This is a genomic window from Candidatus Synchoanobacter obligatus (genome assembly GCF_024259865.1).
In the GTDB taxonomy this organism is placed as follows: domain Bacteria; phylum Pseudomonadota; class Gammaproteobacteria; order Comchoanobacterales; family Comchoanobacteraceae; genus Synchoanobacter; species Synchoanobacter obligatus.
Genome location: NZ_JAKUDN010000002.1, coordinates 44,470 through 60,214 on the forward strand (window position 1 = coordinate 44,470; position 15,745 = coordinate 60,214).

At 40.5% G+C, this 15,745-nt stretch carries 13 protein-coding genes; 8 read left to right on the top strand and 5 right to left on the bottom strand.

The window, feature by feature from the left end:
- Positions 1 to 2: 2 nt before the first annotated feature.
- From ftsA to MKS91_RS01945, 3 genes are read right to left on the bottom strand one after another with little or no spacing between them, the layout of a single operon-like run.
- Entirely contained in the window at positions 3 to 1,154 is a 1,152-nt protein-coding gene (gene ftsA / locus MKS91_RS01935; RefSeq protein WP_258569780.1) for a cell division protein FtsA, read from the bottom strand.
- 59 nt (positions 1,155 to 1,213) lie between these two features.
- A complete protein-coding gene (locus tag MKS91_RS01940) occupies positions 1,214 to 1,888 on the bottom strand; it encodes a tetratricopeptide repeat protein (RefSeq protein WP_258569157.1) in 675 nt (224 codons plus the stop codon).
- A 48-nt stretch (positions 1,889 to 1,936) separates the two neighbouring features.
- Positions 1,937 to 2,524 carry a cell division protein FtsQ/DivIB gene (locus tag MKS91_RS01945; RefSeq protein ID WP_258569158.1) on the bottom strand — a complete coding sequence of 196 codons (588 nt, stop codon included), beginning with the start codon at positions 2,522 to 2,524 and terminating at the stop codon, positions 1,937 to 1,939.
- A 171-nt stretch (positions 2,525 to 2,695) separates the two neighbouring features.
- Between MKS91_RS01945 and MKS91_RS01950 the strand changes: the two genes are divergently transcribed.
- The gene (locus MKS91_RS01950; protein WP_258569159.1) at positions 2,696 to 4,810 is read left to right on the top strand and encodes a UvrD-helicase domain-containing protein; all 2,115 of its coding nucleotides are present in this window, start codon (positions 2,696 to 2,698) and stop codon (positions 4,808 to 4,810) included.
- Between the two features lie 210 nt (positions 4,811 to 5,020).
- Complete coding sequence (locus tag MKS91_RS01955; RefSeq protein WP_258569160.1) at positions 5,021 to 6,436, top strand: hypothetical protein; 1,416 nt, start codon at positions 5,021 to 5,023, stop codon at positions 6,434 to 6,436.
- A 54-nt stretch (positions 6,437 to 6,490) separates the two neighbouring features.
- Here MKS91_RS01955 and MKS91_RS01960 read toward each other — a convergent pair whose 3' ends face one another.
- A complete protein-coding gene (locus MKS91_RS01960; protein WP_258569161.1) occupies positions 6,491 to 6,967 on the bottom strand; it encodes a disulfide bond formation protein B in 477 nt (158 codons plus the stop codon).
- Positions 6,968 to 7,047: 80 nt separating this feature from the next.
- On the opposite strand from MKS91_RS01960, the gene MKS91_RS01965 reads away from it, so the two are divergent.
- From MKS91_RS01965 to MKS91_RS01985, 5 genes are all read left to right on the top strand, one after another.
- On the top strand, positions 7,048 to 7,593 hold the full coding sequence (locus MKS91_RS01965) for a nucleotide exchange factor GrpE (RefSeq protein ID WP_258569162.1): 546 nt from the start codon (positions 7,048 to 7,050) through the stop codon (positions 7,591 to 7,593).
- Positions 7,594 to 7,651: 58 nt separating this feature from the next.
- Positions 7,652 to 9,571, top strand: coding sequence for a molecular chaperone DnaK (gene dnaK / locus MKS91_RS01970; protein WP_258569163.1), 1,920 nt, complete (start codon positions 7,652 to 7,654; stop codon positions 9,569 to 9,571).
- Positions 9,572 to 9,619: 48 nt separating this feature from the next.
- Positions 9,620 to 10,747 (top strand): molecular chaperone DnaJ, encoded by a 1,128-nt coding sequence (gene dnaJ, locus MKS91_RS01975; protein ID WP_258569164.1) that lies wholly within the window; start codon positions 9,620 to 9,622, stop codon positions 10,745 to 10,747.
- Between the two features lie 147 nt (positions 10,748 to 10,894).
- Positions 10,895 to 11,611, top strand: a complete 717-nt coding sequence (locus tag MKS91_RS01980; RefSeq protein ID WP_258569165.1) for a hypothetical protein — start codon at positions 10,895 to 10,897, stop codon at positions 11,609 to 11,611.
- Between the two features lie 22 nt (positions 11,612 to 11,633).
- Entirely contained in the window at positions 11,634 to 12,227 is a 594-nt protein-coding gene (locus tag MKS91_RS01985; RefSeq protein ID WP_258569166.1) for a hypothetical protein, read from the top strand.
- Here MKS91_RS01985 and MKS91_RS01990 read toward each other — a convergent pair.
- Complete coding sequence (locus MKS91_RS01990) at positions 12,210 to 13,391, bottom strand: PAS domain-containing sensor histidine kinase (RefSeq protein ID WP_258569167.1); 1,182 nt, start codon at positions 13,389 to 13,391, stop codon at positions 12,210 to 12,212. The two genes, MKS91_RS01985 and MKS91_RS01990, sit on opposite strands and share 18 nt — an antisense overlap.
- A gap of 181 nt (positions 13,392 to 13,572) precedes the next feature.
- Between MKS91_RS01990 and MKS91_RS01995 the strand changes: the two genes are divergently transcribed.
- Positions 13,573 to 15,699, top strand: a complete 2,127-nt coding sequence (locus MKS91_RS01995) for a hypothetical protein (RefSeq protein WP_258569168.1) — start codon at positions 13,573 to 13,575, stop codon at positions 15,697 to 15,699.
- The last annotated feature ends 46 nt before the right edge of the window (positions 15,700 to 15,745 follow it).

Consider the following 15,745-nt stretch of genomic DNA (forward strand, 5'->3'; position numbering starts at 1 on the left):
TCCTAAAAATAGACCTCTAACCAGCGTTGTATCATTTTAAACGCATGACGACAAGGATTATTCCGACTATGTATCGGACTCCCTGCTTGTTGCTGGATATAGTATACCAATCCCGCTGCACTCAACCAGTCTTGGTGCATTGATGAATCAGAAGCTCCAACCAAACTTCCCTGACGAGACTGTTTCCCTAAAAAAGACTCTATAATGTCACTCACTCCAGGATACCTCATCGCGCCACCACACAATACATAACCTCGATTTACTTTTTGCTTTAATCCTTCTCGAACCAAACAGCGGTCCACTAACTTAATAATTTGAGCATACCGAGCATCAATAACCTCTCGAATTTTATCAGACGAGACCCCCATATAAGCCTCTTCTTCATCCGCAAGCCCCATGAGTTTTTTAATTTTCTCAGCGGTATCATTATTTACCTGTAGTAAGTGAGCGATATCATGAGAAACAGCCGCACCACCAATAGGAATTGATGCAGAAAACACCACAACGCCGCCATACAAAACAACACAATCAGTCGTCCCTTCTCCCATATCAAGTACCACGACTCCTTGTTGCTTCTCATCCTGAGTCAACACAGCTGCAGCCAATCCTATCGGTGGAAAAATCAACCCTGAACAAGTTAACCCTACCCGCTCTAAACATCTAGACATATTTTGTGCCGCACCTTGATCAGCTAACACAAGATTAAAAGATCCTTCCAACCGAACCCCGAACATACCCTTAGGATCAATAATCCCTGCCTGATTATCCACTTTATAGGACTGCGGTAACATATGTACAACAACCTGATTGTCTAATGCCAATGCTTGTGCTGTAACCGACAATTCATCCAAATCATACGGCGTAACCTCCTGATGACGAATCTTAACCACACCATGAGAATTGACTGAGGAAATGCTATCTCCAGACACGGTACAGTATACACGGTTAAATCGAATATCGATTTTTTTCTTTACCTTACTAATTAAATGCTGAATCGTTTCTGCAGCCTTCTCTAAATCGACAATAACCCCATGGTTCACACCCAATGACGGCATGGACTCATATGCAAGAACTCTTGCACGAGGATCATCTTCTGCCACCAAAATTCGGGCAGAACTGGTACCAAAATCAATCACAACAATTGGGGATTTCATCACAGACATCTATCCTTGATCTCCTTTTTGACTACTCTCTCAAAATATAGATTGAATGTCTATACTCTTTTTTTCTCTAATAATCCGAATGGATCGTGACATGAAGATGGTTTATCTTCCAAGCCTCTATGATCCACCGGCAGACTCGACAAAAAATCCTTTGCCATTTTAAACTCCTTTGCTGCAGATTTATTCACCAACTCCAAAGCGTATGAAGGATTTTTCTGCACGCCTGTGCCATGCCAATACAGCAGCCCCATCTGAAAATAAACATATGGGTGCTCTAAACGAAGTGCTTTATCAAACCAAAGATTTGCTGCCGTCATACTCTCCTGAATACCAACCTTCCCCTGTGCATAAATTAAAGCAATATTGACCATGGCACCACCATGACCTAAATTTGCTGCCAATAAATAATGCCTCAAAGCCACATCCACATCCTTTGCAACCCCACGTCCTAATTCGTATAAAACAGCCAACTTAAACTGTATTTCACCATAAATATACTTGGTAGATAATCCTTTTAAAAGAGGAAATAATTCTGCATCATCCCCTTTATTCCACTTAGCTCTCACATTCAGAATGTGTGGCATATCACACACAAACTGTTGCCATTTTGACCGAAATATTGGATCCGTGATCTTTTGAAGACAAACATGAGCCACATCAATATTTTGGGGCGTAGTTTTACTACAAAAATAATACTCAAAACGCATCTTCAACTCATCTTGCATCGTCACTCCCATCCACAATCATTTGATTCATGTGTGAGCAACAGCTTATCATGTATCTTGGCAAGTTGCATACTCTTGGTGAAAAAAGAAGCACTTCACAGGCTTTTTATCTTTAAAGCCCTTAAATGCTTTATCCCATTCTGCAACGTAAGAAAAGCTGGGAAATAACAATTGGTCACCTGACGTTGTTACCACTTTAACAATACCCGATCTCGACTGACTCATTGTTCTTATTTCTACAACCTGACTCAACTTTTTCAACAATAGCACTGCCTCAAATAAAGAATCCTTAGTAACCGTCAATAATGGCAGCGCATCAGGAAATGCTCCTTTTACACTAAAAACATCTAAATTATCAGAAACATAGGCCCCAGAAGACAGTTTTGCAGCTGGCACTTTAGAGGATACTTCCAAGAACAGCACGTTAGGGAAACGCCATTGCAACCGATAAGCATCCACCCAATCCCATTCCTTCACTGCATTTTCCCAATCTCCTACTGAAGAAAAATCAGTCGTCAACTGCTTATGGTCCGCCCCATACCATACGTATTTCACTGGCAATGACTTGTAAAAGAAACTCACTGCCAATAACAGGCATAAAACAACAAAACTTTGAGCTAATTTCTGACTTCGCACCAACCTCTCCAACCCTATGACTTAATGATAACGATTTTCATCCCATGAATCATCTATTATATATATCTGTCTAGAATACTTTAACGATATCCGCCCAAGGTGTACAAATCTCTTTATGGACATCATATAAACCAAACCTTATAGTATGGCTATATTGAAACGAGTATAACCTTGGACATTACACATATTATTGACACGCTCAATCCAGAACAACGAATGGCCGCAACCTCACTTGACCATAACTTACTAGTGCTCGCAGGTGCTGGTTCAGGAAAAACAAAAACCATTGTGCACAGAACGGCCTATCTTATTATCACTGGCCAAGCTCATTGGCACCAAATTTTAACTGTTACATTCACCAATAAGGCTGCAAACGAATTAAAATCTAGAGTCTCAAGACTCCTACCCAACCAACAGCACGCAGGTACCTGGACAGGGACCTTTCATAGCATCTGCCATAAGCTATTACGAATTCATGCAGAAGAGATCGGATTGCCTAAAAACTTTCAAGTCATTGATACCGATGACCAACTGAGAATTGTTAAAAAAATTCATAAAGAAATGCATCTAGACGAACAGCAATGGCCTGCTAAAAAATCACTCAACTTCATTAACCAAATGAAAGAACAAGGTCACCGATCTTTCCAGTGCCAAGACCAAAGCAGCGCTTTTTACCGAACCTGTGGGGAAGTCTACGCATCATATGAAGAACACTGCTCAAAAAACCACCTCGTTGACTTTGCTGAGCTCATTCTTAAGACAACAGAGATGCTAAGAGACAATGAAGACATTAGATGGCAATACCAAACACAATTTAAACACATCCTCATTGATGAGTTCCAGGATACCAATAAGCTACAATATACACTGATTAGCCTCTTAAAACATGAACAACAGCGAATTGTTGCAGTCGGTGATGATGACCAATCAATTTATAGCTGGCGAGGCGCTATTGTTGATCATATGTTCTCCTTTGAGAAAGACTTCTCTCCCGTAACCACCATCCGATTAGAGCAAAATTACCGGTCAACTCAAAACATTCTTAATGCTGCCAACCATATCATTCAGCATAATGAAAAACGTCTAGAGAAAAAACTTTGGACTGACTCTTCGAGCAAAGAAAAAATTAAGCTCTATGCTGCCTATAATGAAACCGATGAAGCACAGTTTGTTTGTGATCAAATCCATGAGCTAATCCGCCGTGGCCATACTTTTGAAGATTGTGCCATTCTTTATCGTTCTAATGCCCAATCACGTGTTTTTGAAGAAAAACTCAGTCAAGCAACTATCCCCTATCGGGTTTATGGAGGATTAAGGTTTTTTGAGCGTGCAGAAATTAAAGACATCATTGCATACCTTCGCCTTATGGCCAATCAACAAGATAACTATGCCTTTGAACGCAGCATTAACCAGCCTCCAAGAGGTATCGGCCGAGTCACACTTGATAAAATAAAGCACCAAGCACAACTTAGCGCTGCTTCTTTCTTAGATGCATCTCAACAGTGCAATATTTCAGGAAAAGCAGCACCTGCATTACAGTTATTTTATCAGCTGATCACTGACAGCATCCACCAGTTTGGTCAATTATCTTTGTTAATTGAGCATGTCATCAAAGAAACCAAAATGATTGCGTACTTACAAGCACAGAAAAACCATCAAACGGACGCAAAAGTTGAAAACTTAAAAGAACTTGTATCTGCTGCCAAACACTATGACCAGTATGATAGCATTCAAGAAGCGCTTAACGAATTCTTATCCCATGCCGTCTTGGATCAAAACCCCAAAAATGAGCATGCTGCATCTCAAGTCCAACTCATGACCCTTCACTCAGCCAAAGGGCTTGAATTTCCCAATGTTTTCTTAACAGGACTGGAAGACGATTTATTTCCTCACAAAATGACTCATGCAGACCATAAGCAAATTGAAGAAGAACGCCGTCTATGCTATGTTGGCATTACCAGAGCAAAGCAAGAGCTTTATATCTCCTACGCTGAAACAAGGCGATTATATGGTCAAGAAATGTATCAGCGGCCTTCTCGATTCATTCGCGAACTACCGCAAGAAGAACTTGAATATCTCCGTGGAAATAACGCATACACCCCTAAACCTAAAGTAAAAGCCAGTTATACCTTCCAATTAGGACAAACAGTATCTCATGCCAAATTTGGTGAAGGTGTTGTATTAAACTATGAAGAAGATGGCGACAATAGTCGTGTACAAGTACGCTTCTTAAATCATGGCGTCAAATGGTTACTTTGTGCTTATGCTAAGCTAAACCCTGTTTAATCTCTAAATACGCCCTCTCACTCAAAGTGTAAAAACGATGGCAACAATGCCCATCTGCCTATACATTTCTTAACGCCATCATATCAAATAGATGCTTTGCGCTCATATTAAGCGAAATCCTGCTTCATTCTCCACACCTTATCAAAACACGTGAGCATAACCAAAGGACGAAAACGACGTAAGATGTTGACTTTTGTAAAAAAATAGCGCATGATTGATTTAATAATAATAAAATGGAAGCTTAACATGCTGAATATGTCAAAAGAGAAAAAAGTAATACCGCCAGTTGCCAGTTCTGCAGGCCTAACAAGAGAAGACAGGTGTGCTCGTTTTTCGAATCAAAGAGGTATATCAGCTAATGCACTAGAAATAAGAGAACATGGATTCTCCTTCCTAGAAGATGCAGATTCATCACTGAGTATTTTAGAGAACATTGAAGCCTTGGTGACTTCAAAACCGCTGGAAAAAAAATCTGCAAAATTAAAATCAGAATTAACTGCAATTAAAGGCGCAGGAACAAAAGCATTACAAGATGATAGACTACGTGCCGCTGTAAAAATTTTTAGCAAAGACGGTGTAGCAAAATCTTTAACAGATATTCGTGCGGCAGGCGACAAGTTCTACACAACAACGGCTGCAAAACCTAACTGGTTATTTGCAATTTCTTGCCTGACCCTGCACGAATCCGATATCGAAGCCAAAGGAACAAAAACTATCAATGGTGTGGTTAGTGTCAGTGATGTTGCTCATACTATTTCTACATACAAAACTTTCACAAGCCTATATAAACATGGTAGCACCAATGCTCTTTTAGGGATTGATTATCCAGGAAATAGTGAATATAGCATGATACTGTGCCAAACAGCTGATGAAATAGCAAAACACAAGGCAGATTGTACAGAAAAATGTACTTGTTCTCATGCCACCATCTTCTCTAGAGCCAATCATGATGTAATCGATAGAACAGATATCCATTACACCCTCGATCTAGAACTGGTAGATTCGACCCAATGTACAGCCGACGCGGCAGCGAACTTCAAAGGCTCCGATACCTACAAAAACCACGTAGCCATTACAAAAAGTAGGGGTAAAACTCTTGGGCTAAAAGCTTCCTTAGTAGAAAAAGGGTATATCCCAGCAACCAGCAAATGCAGAGAACAGGGAGCGATTGTTATTGCAAGAGATTTCCTGAAGTCGCAAACCGCCCTTGACAAAACACAAGAGGAAGTACTTAATGCTCTTGATACTGCATGTAAATCGATGCAGAAGCAGACATATAAGCTACACTACTTCTTTCAGGTCTTCAGTAATTCTACAATCAATTTTTCCGGTCTTTCGGCAAGGAAAGGTTCACAAACAACCTGTGTATCCGCAGATGAACTGGAACACGGCACAAGCATTGGATTATTAAGCTCTGATACCGTTAAAACGCATCTTAACCCCGCTACTGAGAAGATACAACACATTGTCGATTACCTATCACAATATAAATCAAAATATGATGCACCAACAACCAAAATCCAACGATGGTATAAAGAGCAACGTATACTAAACAAGTGGAAAGCAGTCGTAGATACTGCAACAATACAGTCTAAAGCATCTAGAGATTGTGTACTGGTACGATAATGTTATTAGATGCAGACGGATGTTTCCCGTCTGCTTTCTTAGGATACTTACTAACTACTGTATTTTAAACCTATCTTTAAAGAGGAATGGCAATGCCAGTAGGCTGTAGTAAGTCAATAGAAATGGCACCAAAAAATAAGTCACAGCAGAAACCTCCTGTGAACATTCACGTCCAATGTTAGTAAGCCAATCCATAAAGGACATCATAAAAGCAGAACCTTGAAGATCCATCATGAGCTCGAAGGGCAAACATGATGTTACAGCTTGAGGAAATAACAACACAAATACATGCCTAAAGCCGATCATCGTACCGAGAAGAAGAATCCACGGGATGAGTTTTATACCCTGTTTGGGAAACAGTGTTACTATGGCTAGTAGCAATAGGACGCCGCGCTGTAGTAGGCACAACAAACAAGGAGATTCACCTGAAACATAATCATACCCTACTCCAAAAACCAGTAATATGAGTGCCGTGTATAATACAAAACGTAAGTACGTTTCTTTATTGATAAAAACTGTGGATAATTTCACGCTCCCCCCTTGAGAACTAAAGCGATGGTACTATACTAATAGAGTATATTTATTTTAGCAACCCAATACCGGAGCTTACAATGAGCGAAAAAGAACACATTGACACCAAGAACACTGTTTCTGCAGAAGACTTAAAACCTGCCAGTGCACCCACTGAGGCACTTGAAGATAAAATTACCGAGCTTGAAGAAGAAATTTTGCAACTAAAAGATAAAAATACACGACTGATTGCAGAACAGCATAACTTAGGCGCACGGTTAAAAAGAGACTTTGATACCAAAAAACAGTACGCCATTGCCAATTTTGCGAAAGAGGTTCTTGACGTTGGTGATATCTTAAAGACGGGTCTAGCCAACTGTTCAGATAAAGACAGTGAGCATTTTAAAGGCATGGAAATGACTTTAGACAAGTTCTATCATATTTTAAAGCAACATGGGATCACCGCCATTGATTCATTACATAAGGCTTTTGATCATAGCCAACACGAAGCGTTAACCAGCCAGGAAACTGATGAACACGAACCCGGTATTATTACCCAAGTTGTTCAAGAAGGCTATCAGTTCCACGAGCGTGTACTAAGACCTGCAAAAGTAATTGTTTCAAAAAAAGTTTCTCAAGACTCTTGAGGTTTTAAAAAGCATCCATACATTAACATTGATACTAAATTAAACGAGGAGATAAATCATGGCAAATAAAGAAGTGGTAATCGGAATTGACTTAGGGACAACGTTCTCTTGTGTCTCAATTTTACAAGGTGGTGGCCCTGTTGTTATTGAAAATAACGTAGGAGACCGTACAACAGCATCCTATGTCGCTGTTGAAGCAGATGGAAAACAATTGGTTGGTGAGCAAGCAAAGCGTCAAGCCTCTTTGAATGCAAAAAGCACTTATTATGCAACAAAGCGTTATATGGGACATAAGATGAGTGACGAAGTTGTGAAAAACAGCCAAGTTCATTACGAGCTCAAAGCAGCACCAAATGGCGATGTCCGAGCACTGGTCAAGGTAGATGGCAAAGAAGAGCTTTGGGCTCCTGAGAAATTTGCAGCCATTATTCTTGGTAAGATGAAAAAAGTTGCAGAAGAGTATCTTGGACATGAAGTAAAATCTGCTGTTATTACCGTGCCTGCATACTTTAATGAAATGCAACGACAAGCGACTAAAGACGCGGGTAAAATTTCAGGGCTTGATGTGAAAAGAATCATCAACGAGCCAACCGCTGCTGCTTTAGCTTATGGTCTTGATAAACAAACAGGCGACAAGAAAATTGCTGTTTACGACTTGGGTGGTGGTACCTTTGATGTCTCACTGATGGAAATGTCGCAATTTGATGGCGATCGTCAATTTGCTGTTCTTTCAACCAGTGGTGATACCTTCTTGGGTGGTGAAGACTTTGACCAAAAGATCATCGATATGGTTTTACAAGCTTTCAAAAAAGACAGTGGAATTGATCTGTCTAATGATGCTGAAGCATCACAGCGTGTTAAAGAAGCTGCTGAAAAGTGTAAAATAGCACTGTCATCTGATGTAGAATATACTGTCAACCTTCCTTACATTACTATGGATAAGACCGGGCCTAAGCACTTGAATGTACGCATTAGTCGGGCCATGCTTGAAAGCGCTACAGCAGAACTTATTGAGCGAACATTAAAACCTTGCCAAGAAGCTCTGGATGACGCGGGTCTATCACTCAATGAGATCGATGACATTATTCTTGTTGGTGGCCAAACGCGTATGCCAAAAGTACAAGAAGCTGTTGAGAAATTCTTTGGTAAAGCACCACGTAAGAATGTCAACCCAGATGAAGCTGTTGCAATCGGTGCTGCTATTCAAGGCGGTGTATTATCAGGCGATGTGAAAGACATTCTTCTATTAGATGTGACACCACTGACACTTGGAATTGAGACGATGGGTGGCGTGATGACACCGCTTGTAGAGAAGAATACAACCATTCCTACTCAAGCAAGCCAATCATTCTCAACCGCTGCTGACAATCAAACAGAAGTGACCATTACCGTACTTCAAGGAGAAAGAAAGGTTGCGACCCAAAACAAGCAATTAGGGCAATTTAACCTAACCAGCATCCCACCGGCTCCAAGAGGTATGCCTAAAATTGAGGTGACTTTCGACATCGATGCCAATGGTATTTTGCATGTGACTGCAAAAGACCAAGCAACGGGCAAAGATCAATCGATCTCAATCCAGTCTGCTGGAGGACTCAGTGACAGTGAAATTGAACAAATGATCAAAGATGCTGAAGCCAATGCGCAAGCAGATCAGGAATTCCAAGATACTGTTCAGGCTGTTAATCAAGCTGAGCAATTGATCCACGGAACTGAAAAGGCGCTAAAGGATCTTGGTGATAAAGTTGATGCTGGCAAAAAATCCCAGGTTGAAGAAGCGATTACTGAGCTCAAATCTGCGATTGAGTCTAAGGATAAAGCCAATATTGAATCTAAGACTGAGGCGTTATCCACGCTGTCTGGTGAAATTGCCCAGCAAGCATACCAGCAAGCCCAACCTGAGGAAGGTGCGCAAGAAGGTGCCGCATCAGATGGGGAGACTGTTGATGCTGAATTCGACGAAGTCGATGACAACAAATAGTACGAAGGGGGCTTTTGCCCCCTTTTTCCATAATGTGGGATACAACCGATGAAAAAAGATTTTTACGAGCTCCTTGGGGTTGATCAAAATGCAGATGATAAGACCATCAAGTCTGCATATAAAAAACTGGCGCTTAAATACCATCCTGACCGGCTTGCTGGCAAAGGCCAAGATGAGATCGGTAACGCAACAAAAAAGTTTAAAGCAATCAACGAAGCTTATTCCGTATTATCCAACAAGCAAAAACGGCAAGCTTATGATAGTTTCGGAGATCCAAATGCCTCAGGCCATAACCCATTTGAGGGCTTTGGTGGTCAGGACGGCTTTCCTGGTATGGATTTAAATGACATTCTGAATAATTTCTTTGGTGGTGGCGGTGGCGGCCATGCACAGCCTAATTTCCAAGGTAGCGACCTAGGCTATACGCTCTCTCTTTCATTAGAAGAAGCTGCTTCTGGTATCGAAAAAGAAATTGCCGTTCATAAAAAAGACAAATGTCAATCTTGTCAGGGCTCAGGGAGTTCTGCAGGAAGTAAAACATCAACCTGCGCCACCTGCCGCGGACAAGGAAAGGTTACCATGCAACAAGGATTTATGGCCATACAACAACTGTGCCCAAGCTGCCACGGAGAAGGCGTAACCATTAGCAATCCATGTCAAAAATGCAAAGGGAAAGGGTGTTATAGCCAAAACTGCAAAATTAAAGTTCGCATCCCTGCCGGCGTAGATACTGGCGATAGAATGCGTGTTTCTGGTAAAGGTGATGCAGGTGTTAGAAATGCACCCAGCGGTGACTTGTATATTAGTATTAACGTTAAAGCTCACCGGTTTTTTGAGCGGGATGGTTCCGATCTTCACTGCAAGGTTCCTATTTCATTTTATCATGCATGCGTGGGTGGTGACCTTGATGTTGCAACACTAAGCAGCACCGTTAAACTTAAAATCCCTCCTGAAACACAATCGGGTACAGCTCTTAGGTTACGTGGCAAAGGGATTAAAAATGTCAAAACAAACCGTACAGGAGATATTATATGCCACATCAATACGGAAACCCCTGTGAAACTAACCGCCGAACAAAAAGATCTTCTTAAGAGCTTTGAGCACAGCATCCAGGAAAACACCCAGCAGCCACAGCTTAAAAGCTTTTTTGAGCGGATCAAAACTATTTTAAATTAACCTCTGTGCCAGCTATGCTGGCACTCAGCCTCTCCCCCCCTATATGCAACGCATAGAATAGCATTTCCCCAAGACCCAATATTAAATAAAAACAAAATTTACATTGACATTATGAAATTTTGAATTTATTTTTACTCAAAAGGAAACATGGATGCGACAATGGAAAAAATGCAGAAAATATGGATATTTTTATTAGTAGGCGTTAGTAGTTATATTCAAGCCAACAACGATAGGGTCTGGGCTGGTGCTGGTTATTCATCAGGATCCGTAATGATGCCTATTTCTATAAGCTTTGAGACACTTCATATACCTTTAAATGGACACCTACCTTTTGTTAAACCCATATCAGAGCCCTATCTTGAACTGGGATACGAATATAACTTTTTTCCCTCTCTAAGTGCTGGTATCACCACCCAATTTAGCCATAGCAACAAACCATCATTCGCAATATATCCTGCCGTATCGCACCATTATAATGGTCCAAAATTTACTGCGTATGGGAAATACCGTTTAAACCAAGTTGCTTACGGATTGGGTATCGCCCTCCACCACCAAACCTTCATTATTGATTTGAACCCTTCGGGACTACCCGGCGGTCAGAACATGCCTGCTCAATCATTAAATGGGCTTGAAAATTCCTCTATAGCCCATTTAGACGGCATCATTCCATCATTTGTCTTAATGACTGACATTTTCGTAACCCCATCAGTAAAAGCGAACATTCATCTTGTTGCTCAACCTGTGTCTTTTGGCGAGGCTCACTACATGAGCAGAAGTGATTCTGCCCTAAAGCCCGTTACCGAAGATTGCTGGGCTTATGGCGTTCAAATTGGACTACAACATAAAATTGATTTAGCGAAATAAATGAAATATTTGGAGAACTCACATGTACAAAAAACTTTATGTAACGCTCATCGCCTCTTTATCCTTTGCTCATAGCAACCAAACACAAATTGCGCTACGATCTGGCATCAGCTTGAATGAAGTACAAATTAAGGCTGCCGACATGGGTAATTCGATAGCAACACATTATCCCTATGTTCAAGGCATGCTAATATTAGATATTTCGAAAGAACTTTCCAGTAACTTTTCTATTTTGGCCAGCACCAGCTATGCAGCTTCTAACGTAACAAAGCCTGTTATCGATAATAGCATATCCGGCTTATACCATGTTAGTGAAAACAGTGCTATTGGAATCAGCACACACATTACTCATAATATTAATGAGTTACATCAATATGGAGACACCGCTGGAAATTATCACTACATGAGCTTTGGCACCTTAATCCAAAACAACATCACTGAGAACTTTTCTTCTCATGTTGAAGTCACTTATGATGTGACCCCTGAATCTTACCGCGCTTTCGCCCCTACTAATGAGAACAATGCCATACTGTCAGGAGCTCTCAAAAACATCGTGGAAAACCATTTAAGACTTAATATTTCCTTTGGCTACAACTTATCAAGCTTGATGGACTGAAAAAGGAATCATGACGATAAATCGGCTACCTGAGTCAACAACACTTTGCACAGAAATTTGGCCGGATAGATCATCCAGGAACTCTCTAACAATACTCAAGCCCAATCCTGCTCCATCTGATGTGTTTTCACCACGTTTCAAACGCATCATTGGAGAGAATATTAAGCGCTGAAATTTTTCTTCAATGCCGATACCTGTATCAATTACCTGGATCTCTAATACACTACCTTGCGTTGTGTGAATACATCCGGCTTCAATTGTTACAGAGCCTTGGCTTGTATACTTCAAAGCATTACTCACCAAGTTTGCCAAAACCCGATGAAACCTAACTTGATCTGTTTTAACCTTTTCCGGCAAACTGTCCTTAATCGCAACCTGAATCTCTAATTTTTTTGCTCTAGCAATGGCCTCAACACTGTCTAATACCATCTTAATTTCTTGTCTAATATCCACATCATTTATATTCAAAGGCAACACTGATTGATCTGACATGCTCACATCTGTTAGCTGCTCAATATGGTTCATTAGGTTCATCCCAGAAGATTTAATGGTTTCTAAAAAGAACGCTTGATCGGTAGTGTCTTGGCTGTGCAGCATCAAGTCTGCTGCACCAATGATGTTGCTGATTGGCGTTTTTAAATCATGACGGAAGTTTTGAATAAAGGTTCGTTTTGTCCGGTCGGCCAAACGCATTTCACGCATCATTGCCAACATTTCATTTTCCATAAGCTTTCTTTCTGTTATGTCAACCGAAACACCCAATAAATAAGACTTATTATCACCTAGACTAACAATGCCTTTTTTATACGACAAATAAGTCCTAACCTCATCATCTACCTGAACAGCTTCTTCAAAAACCATAGTTCCTTGTCCTCGGATCGCAATTTCATCATTACGTCTGAGCATTTCTGCTACTGGTTTAGGGGCAATGGTTTCCATGAAATCATATAAATTCGAGCCAACAAACTCTTTAACATCACCTTGTGCTATCGATAAGAACAGGCGCTTAAGAGATTGGTTGACAAAAATGATATTTCCCTCTTCGTCTAAAGCCCAAATTTGCTGAGGGTAATGATCCAAAGCCAGTTCATAAAAGGCCACTTTATCCTGTAATAATTTTGACTCTTTTTGTAGCGCCTGCACTAACTGAGAATGTGAACCCACGTCATTACCTCCTTCTGTCAAACTTCTGCTAACTTTATCACGAAGTGTCTATTTCATCAACCATTTAACATTATCCTGAGAACGATCAAAAGTGATATCTAAAATATTTTATTGAGAAAACTGGGGGTATCTGGTACAATCTTAGTCCGGTTGGGGAAGAGTATGTCAAGGAGCGAACAAAATGGCTGATGAGAATTTGTCAAAATCTGGATCATGGGATAAGACCGTTTTTGTGCTAACATTGGAGGAATCTTCTAAAAAAGATACGCCACTACGTGATATCCTTTATCAACTGAAGCACTTTTTCACCGTCAGCTTGGTAGAGATTGGGTCAAATATAGTAAAAAAAACCAGTATTCGACAACTGTACAATCGTGTCATCACAGACATACAACACACATATAATGCCGCAAAAGCAGGCGGGATGAACAAGGGCCTAGAAAACGCTTTCCGTATCAGTCTTTTTAAGTTTTTTACATTCTCACTCATTATTATTATTATTGATGCGGCACTACGTGCAGTTAAGAACTACATTTATACTGGCTCAGAATTTGATAACAAAATGACGCTAACAGAGCCCAATTATACGCAAAAGCTTTTAGACCAGCCAAAAGAGACACTAACTGCATATAATTGGCACATTGATAATTCACGGGCAAAAATCGCTAAGAACTTCTATATACTCACTCAAAAAATGGCACTTATTGGTGTTGATCTATACATTTACGCCACACTATTACCACCTGCTCTCTTTTTCTTCATCATAGGAACGGTTCTATCGACAGGGCTTGTCACCAAGTTTTTGTCAACGAAAGAAGCCTACGCCAATGGTGTGCAAAAAACTGTTAGAAACTACCTCCCTAATCTTAATGAAAACAACATCAAAAACGAAAAACTTTTAGAGATAGTAGCGACCTTAGAAAAACAATTAATATTTTCGGAGGCTGAAGCAGCACAGATGCGTCAAGCCATAACCTCTCAAGTGGAAAAAGTTAACAATACAATGCTGAAGAATAATCTTGATAGAATACGACGTCAAATGTATGTATTAGAAAAGCTTTGTAATATTTTACTGACTGTTTTCAACAAAATTGTCCAACTGGTTTTTCGTAGTTATATCCTATTTAGCTGTGCCACTAAAATTATGAGCGGCACCCTGATCAGTAGCAACAATATTGCTGACATGGTTTGGTTGGCAACAACGGATAAAGCCGCCATGGACTCTCTGTCTGATTTTCTTGATTATATCCGTCAACTAAAACCTTTTGAGGATATGAAAACCAATACCAACCGCGCTATCGCCAGCCTCAACGACGAACACCTTAGAAACGGTTACAACAACCTGGATATACAAAGCCGTATTCACAGCACCTTCAATGCACGAATTGCCCTCTTTGGTATCATTTTCTTAGGCAGCTACGGGTTATATACCATCAAACCTCTCGTGGCTACTGCACTAAACTTCTTACAACCATTGCATCTATTAACGCTCCTCGCTCTTGCAGCATGCGCAAGAAGTTATTATAAAAGTATTACCTTACAGAAGACTGCAACTGGTTATACGCTACACCATATTATTGCCGGCAGCCTAGTCCTGGCTATCGTTCCAGCAATCATACACCTTAGCACCCTCACAGCACTCAACCACCTTTCACTAATCGGAGGTATCGCTGCATGCAGCTATGCATTATTTGAAACGGCATTCAATAGCATCGCAAAATTTTATCTTTTATTTAGTATCATTGTCTCTCAACAAATCGCCACTATTCTAGATGGCATACTGTACCCTATTGAAAGCATCGCAAGTGCATATCGCCTAGCCATTGCCGATAAAAACCTGTTACTTAAAAGGCCTTTTCAATCTTTATTATACCGTATAGGCTTATACACGTTGCCGATGATAGCCATATTATTCTCAGCAGCCTCGTTATCCACAACGCTCATAACATTCAGTGTTTTTCTAGCTATCTTCACAAAAGGTTCTCACCATAACACCCCCCTTAATGATGCTATATTGGCAACATCGGTTTGCATGGTCGGAGCACTCATACCTCAATATGCTATCGTATTCGATGCCCTCGTAAAAGCCATTATACCCACGGCTTCTGTAACAACAGGCTCCCTGTCAGCGCTATTATTATTTGATCAATACTTATATTACCCGGCAACAAAAGCTGCTAATACTTGCTACACATCATCATTAAAGCTTGCTCAAGGATTCGCTAACCATACAACCAACATGGCTGACACCAATATTAAAAGCATAAAAAGCCTTATGCCAAACACCTTTACGTGGCCAATGCTCTGACCTTAACTCACATATGACTTGCACAACGCCTTAAACACTGTACAAT

Coding starts and splice junctions, on each gene's coding strand:
- MKS91_RS01940 (WP_258569157.1), bottom strand. CDS start 1,888: ATGCAAGATGAGTTGAAGATGCGTTTTGAGTATTATTTTTGTAGTAAA.
- MKS91_RS01955 (WP_258569160.1), top strand. CDS start 5,021: ATGATTGATTTAATAATAATAAAATGGAAGCTTAACATGCTGAATATG.
- dnaK (WP_258569163.1), top strand. CDS start 7,652: ATGGCAAATAAAGAAGTGGTAATCGGAATTGACTTAGGGACAACGTTC.
- MKS91_RS01995 (WP_258569168.1), top strand. CDS start 13,573: ATGGCTGATGAGAATTTGTCAAAATCTGGATCATGGGATAAGACCGTT.
- ftsA (WP_258569780.1), bottom strand. CDS start 1,154: ATGAAATCCCCAATTGTTGTGATTGATTTTGGTACCAGTTCTGCCCGA.
- MKS91_RS01965 (WP_258569162.1), top strand. CDS start 7,048: ATGAGCGAAAAAGAACACATTGACACCAAGAACACTGTTTCTGCAGAA.
- MKS91_RS01980 (WP_258569165.1), top strand. CDS start 10,895: ATGGATGCGACAATGGAAAAAATGCAGAAAATATGGATATTTTTATTA.
- MKS91_RS01985 (WP_258569166.1), top strand. CDS start 11,634: ATGTACAAAAAACTTTATGTAACGCTCATCGCCTCTTTATCCTTTGCT.
- dnaJ (WP_258569164.1), top strand. CDS start 9,620: ATGAAAAAAGATTTTTACGAGCTCCTTGGGGTTGATCAAAATGCAGAT.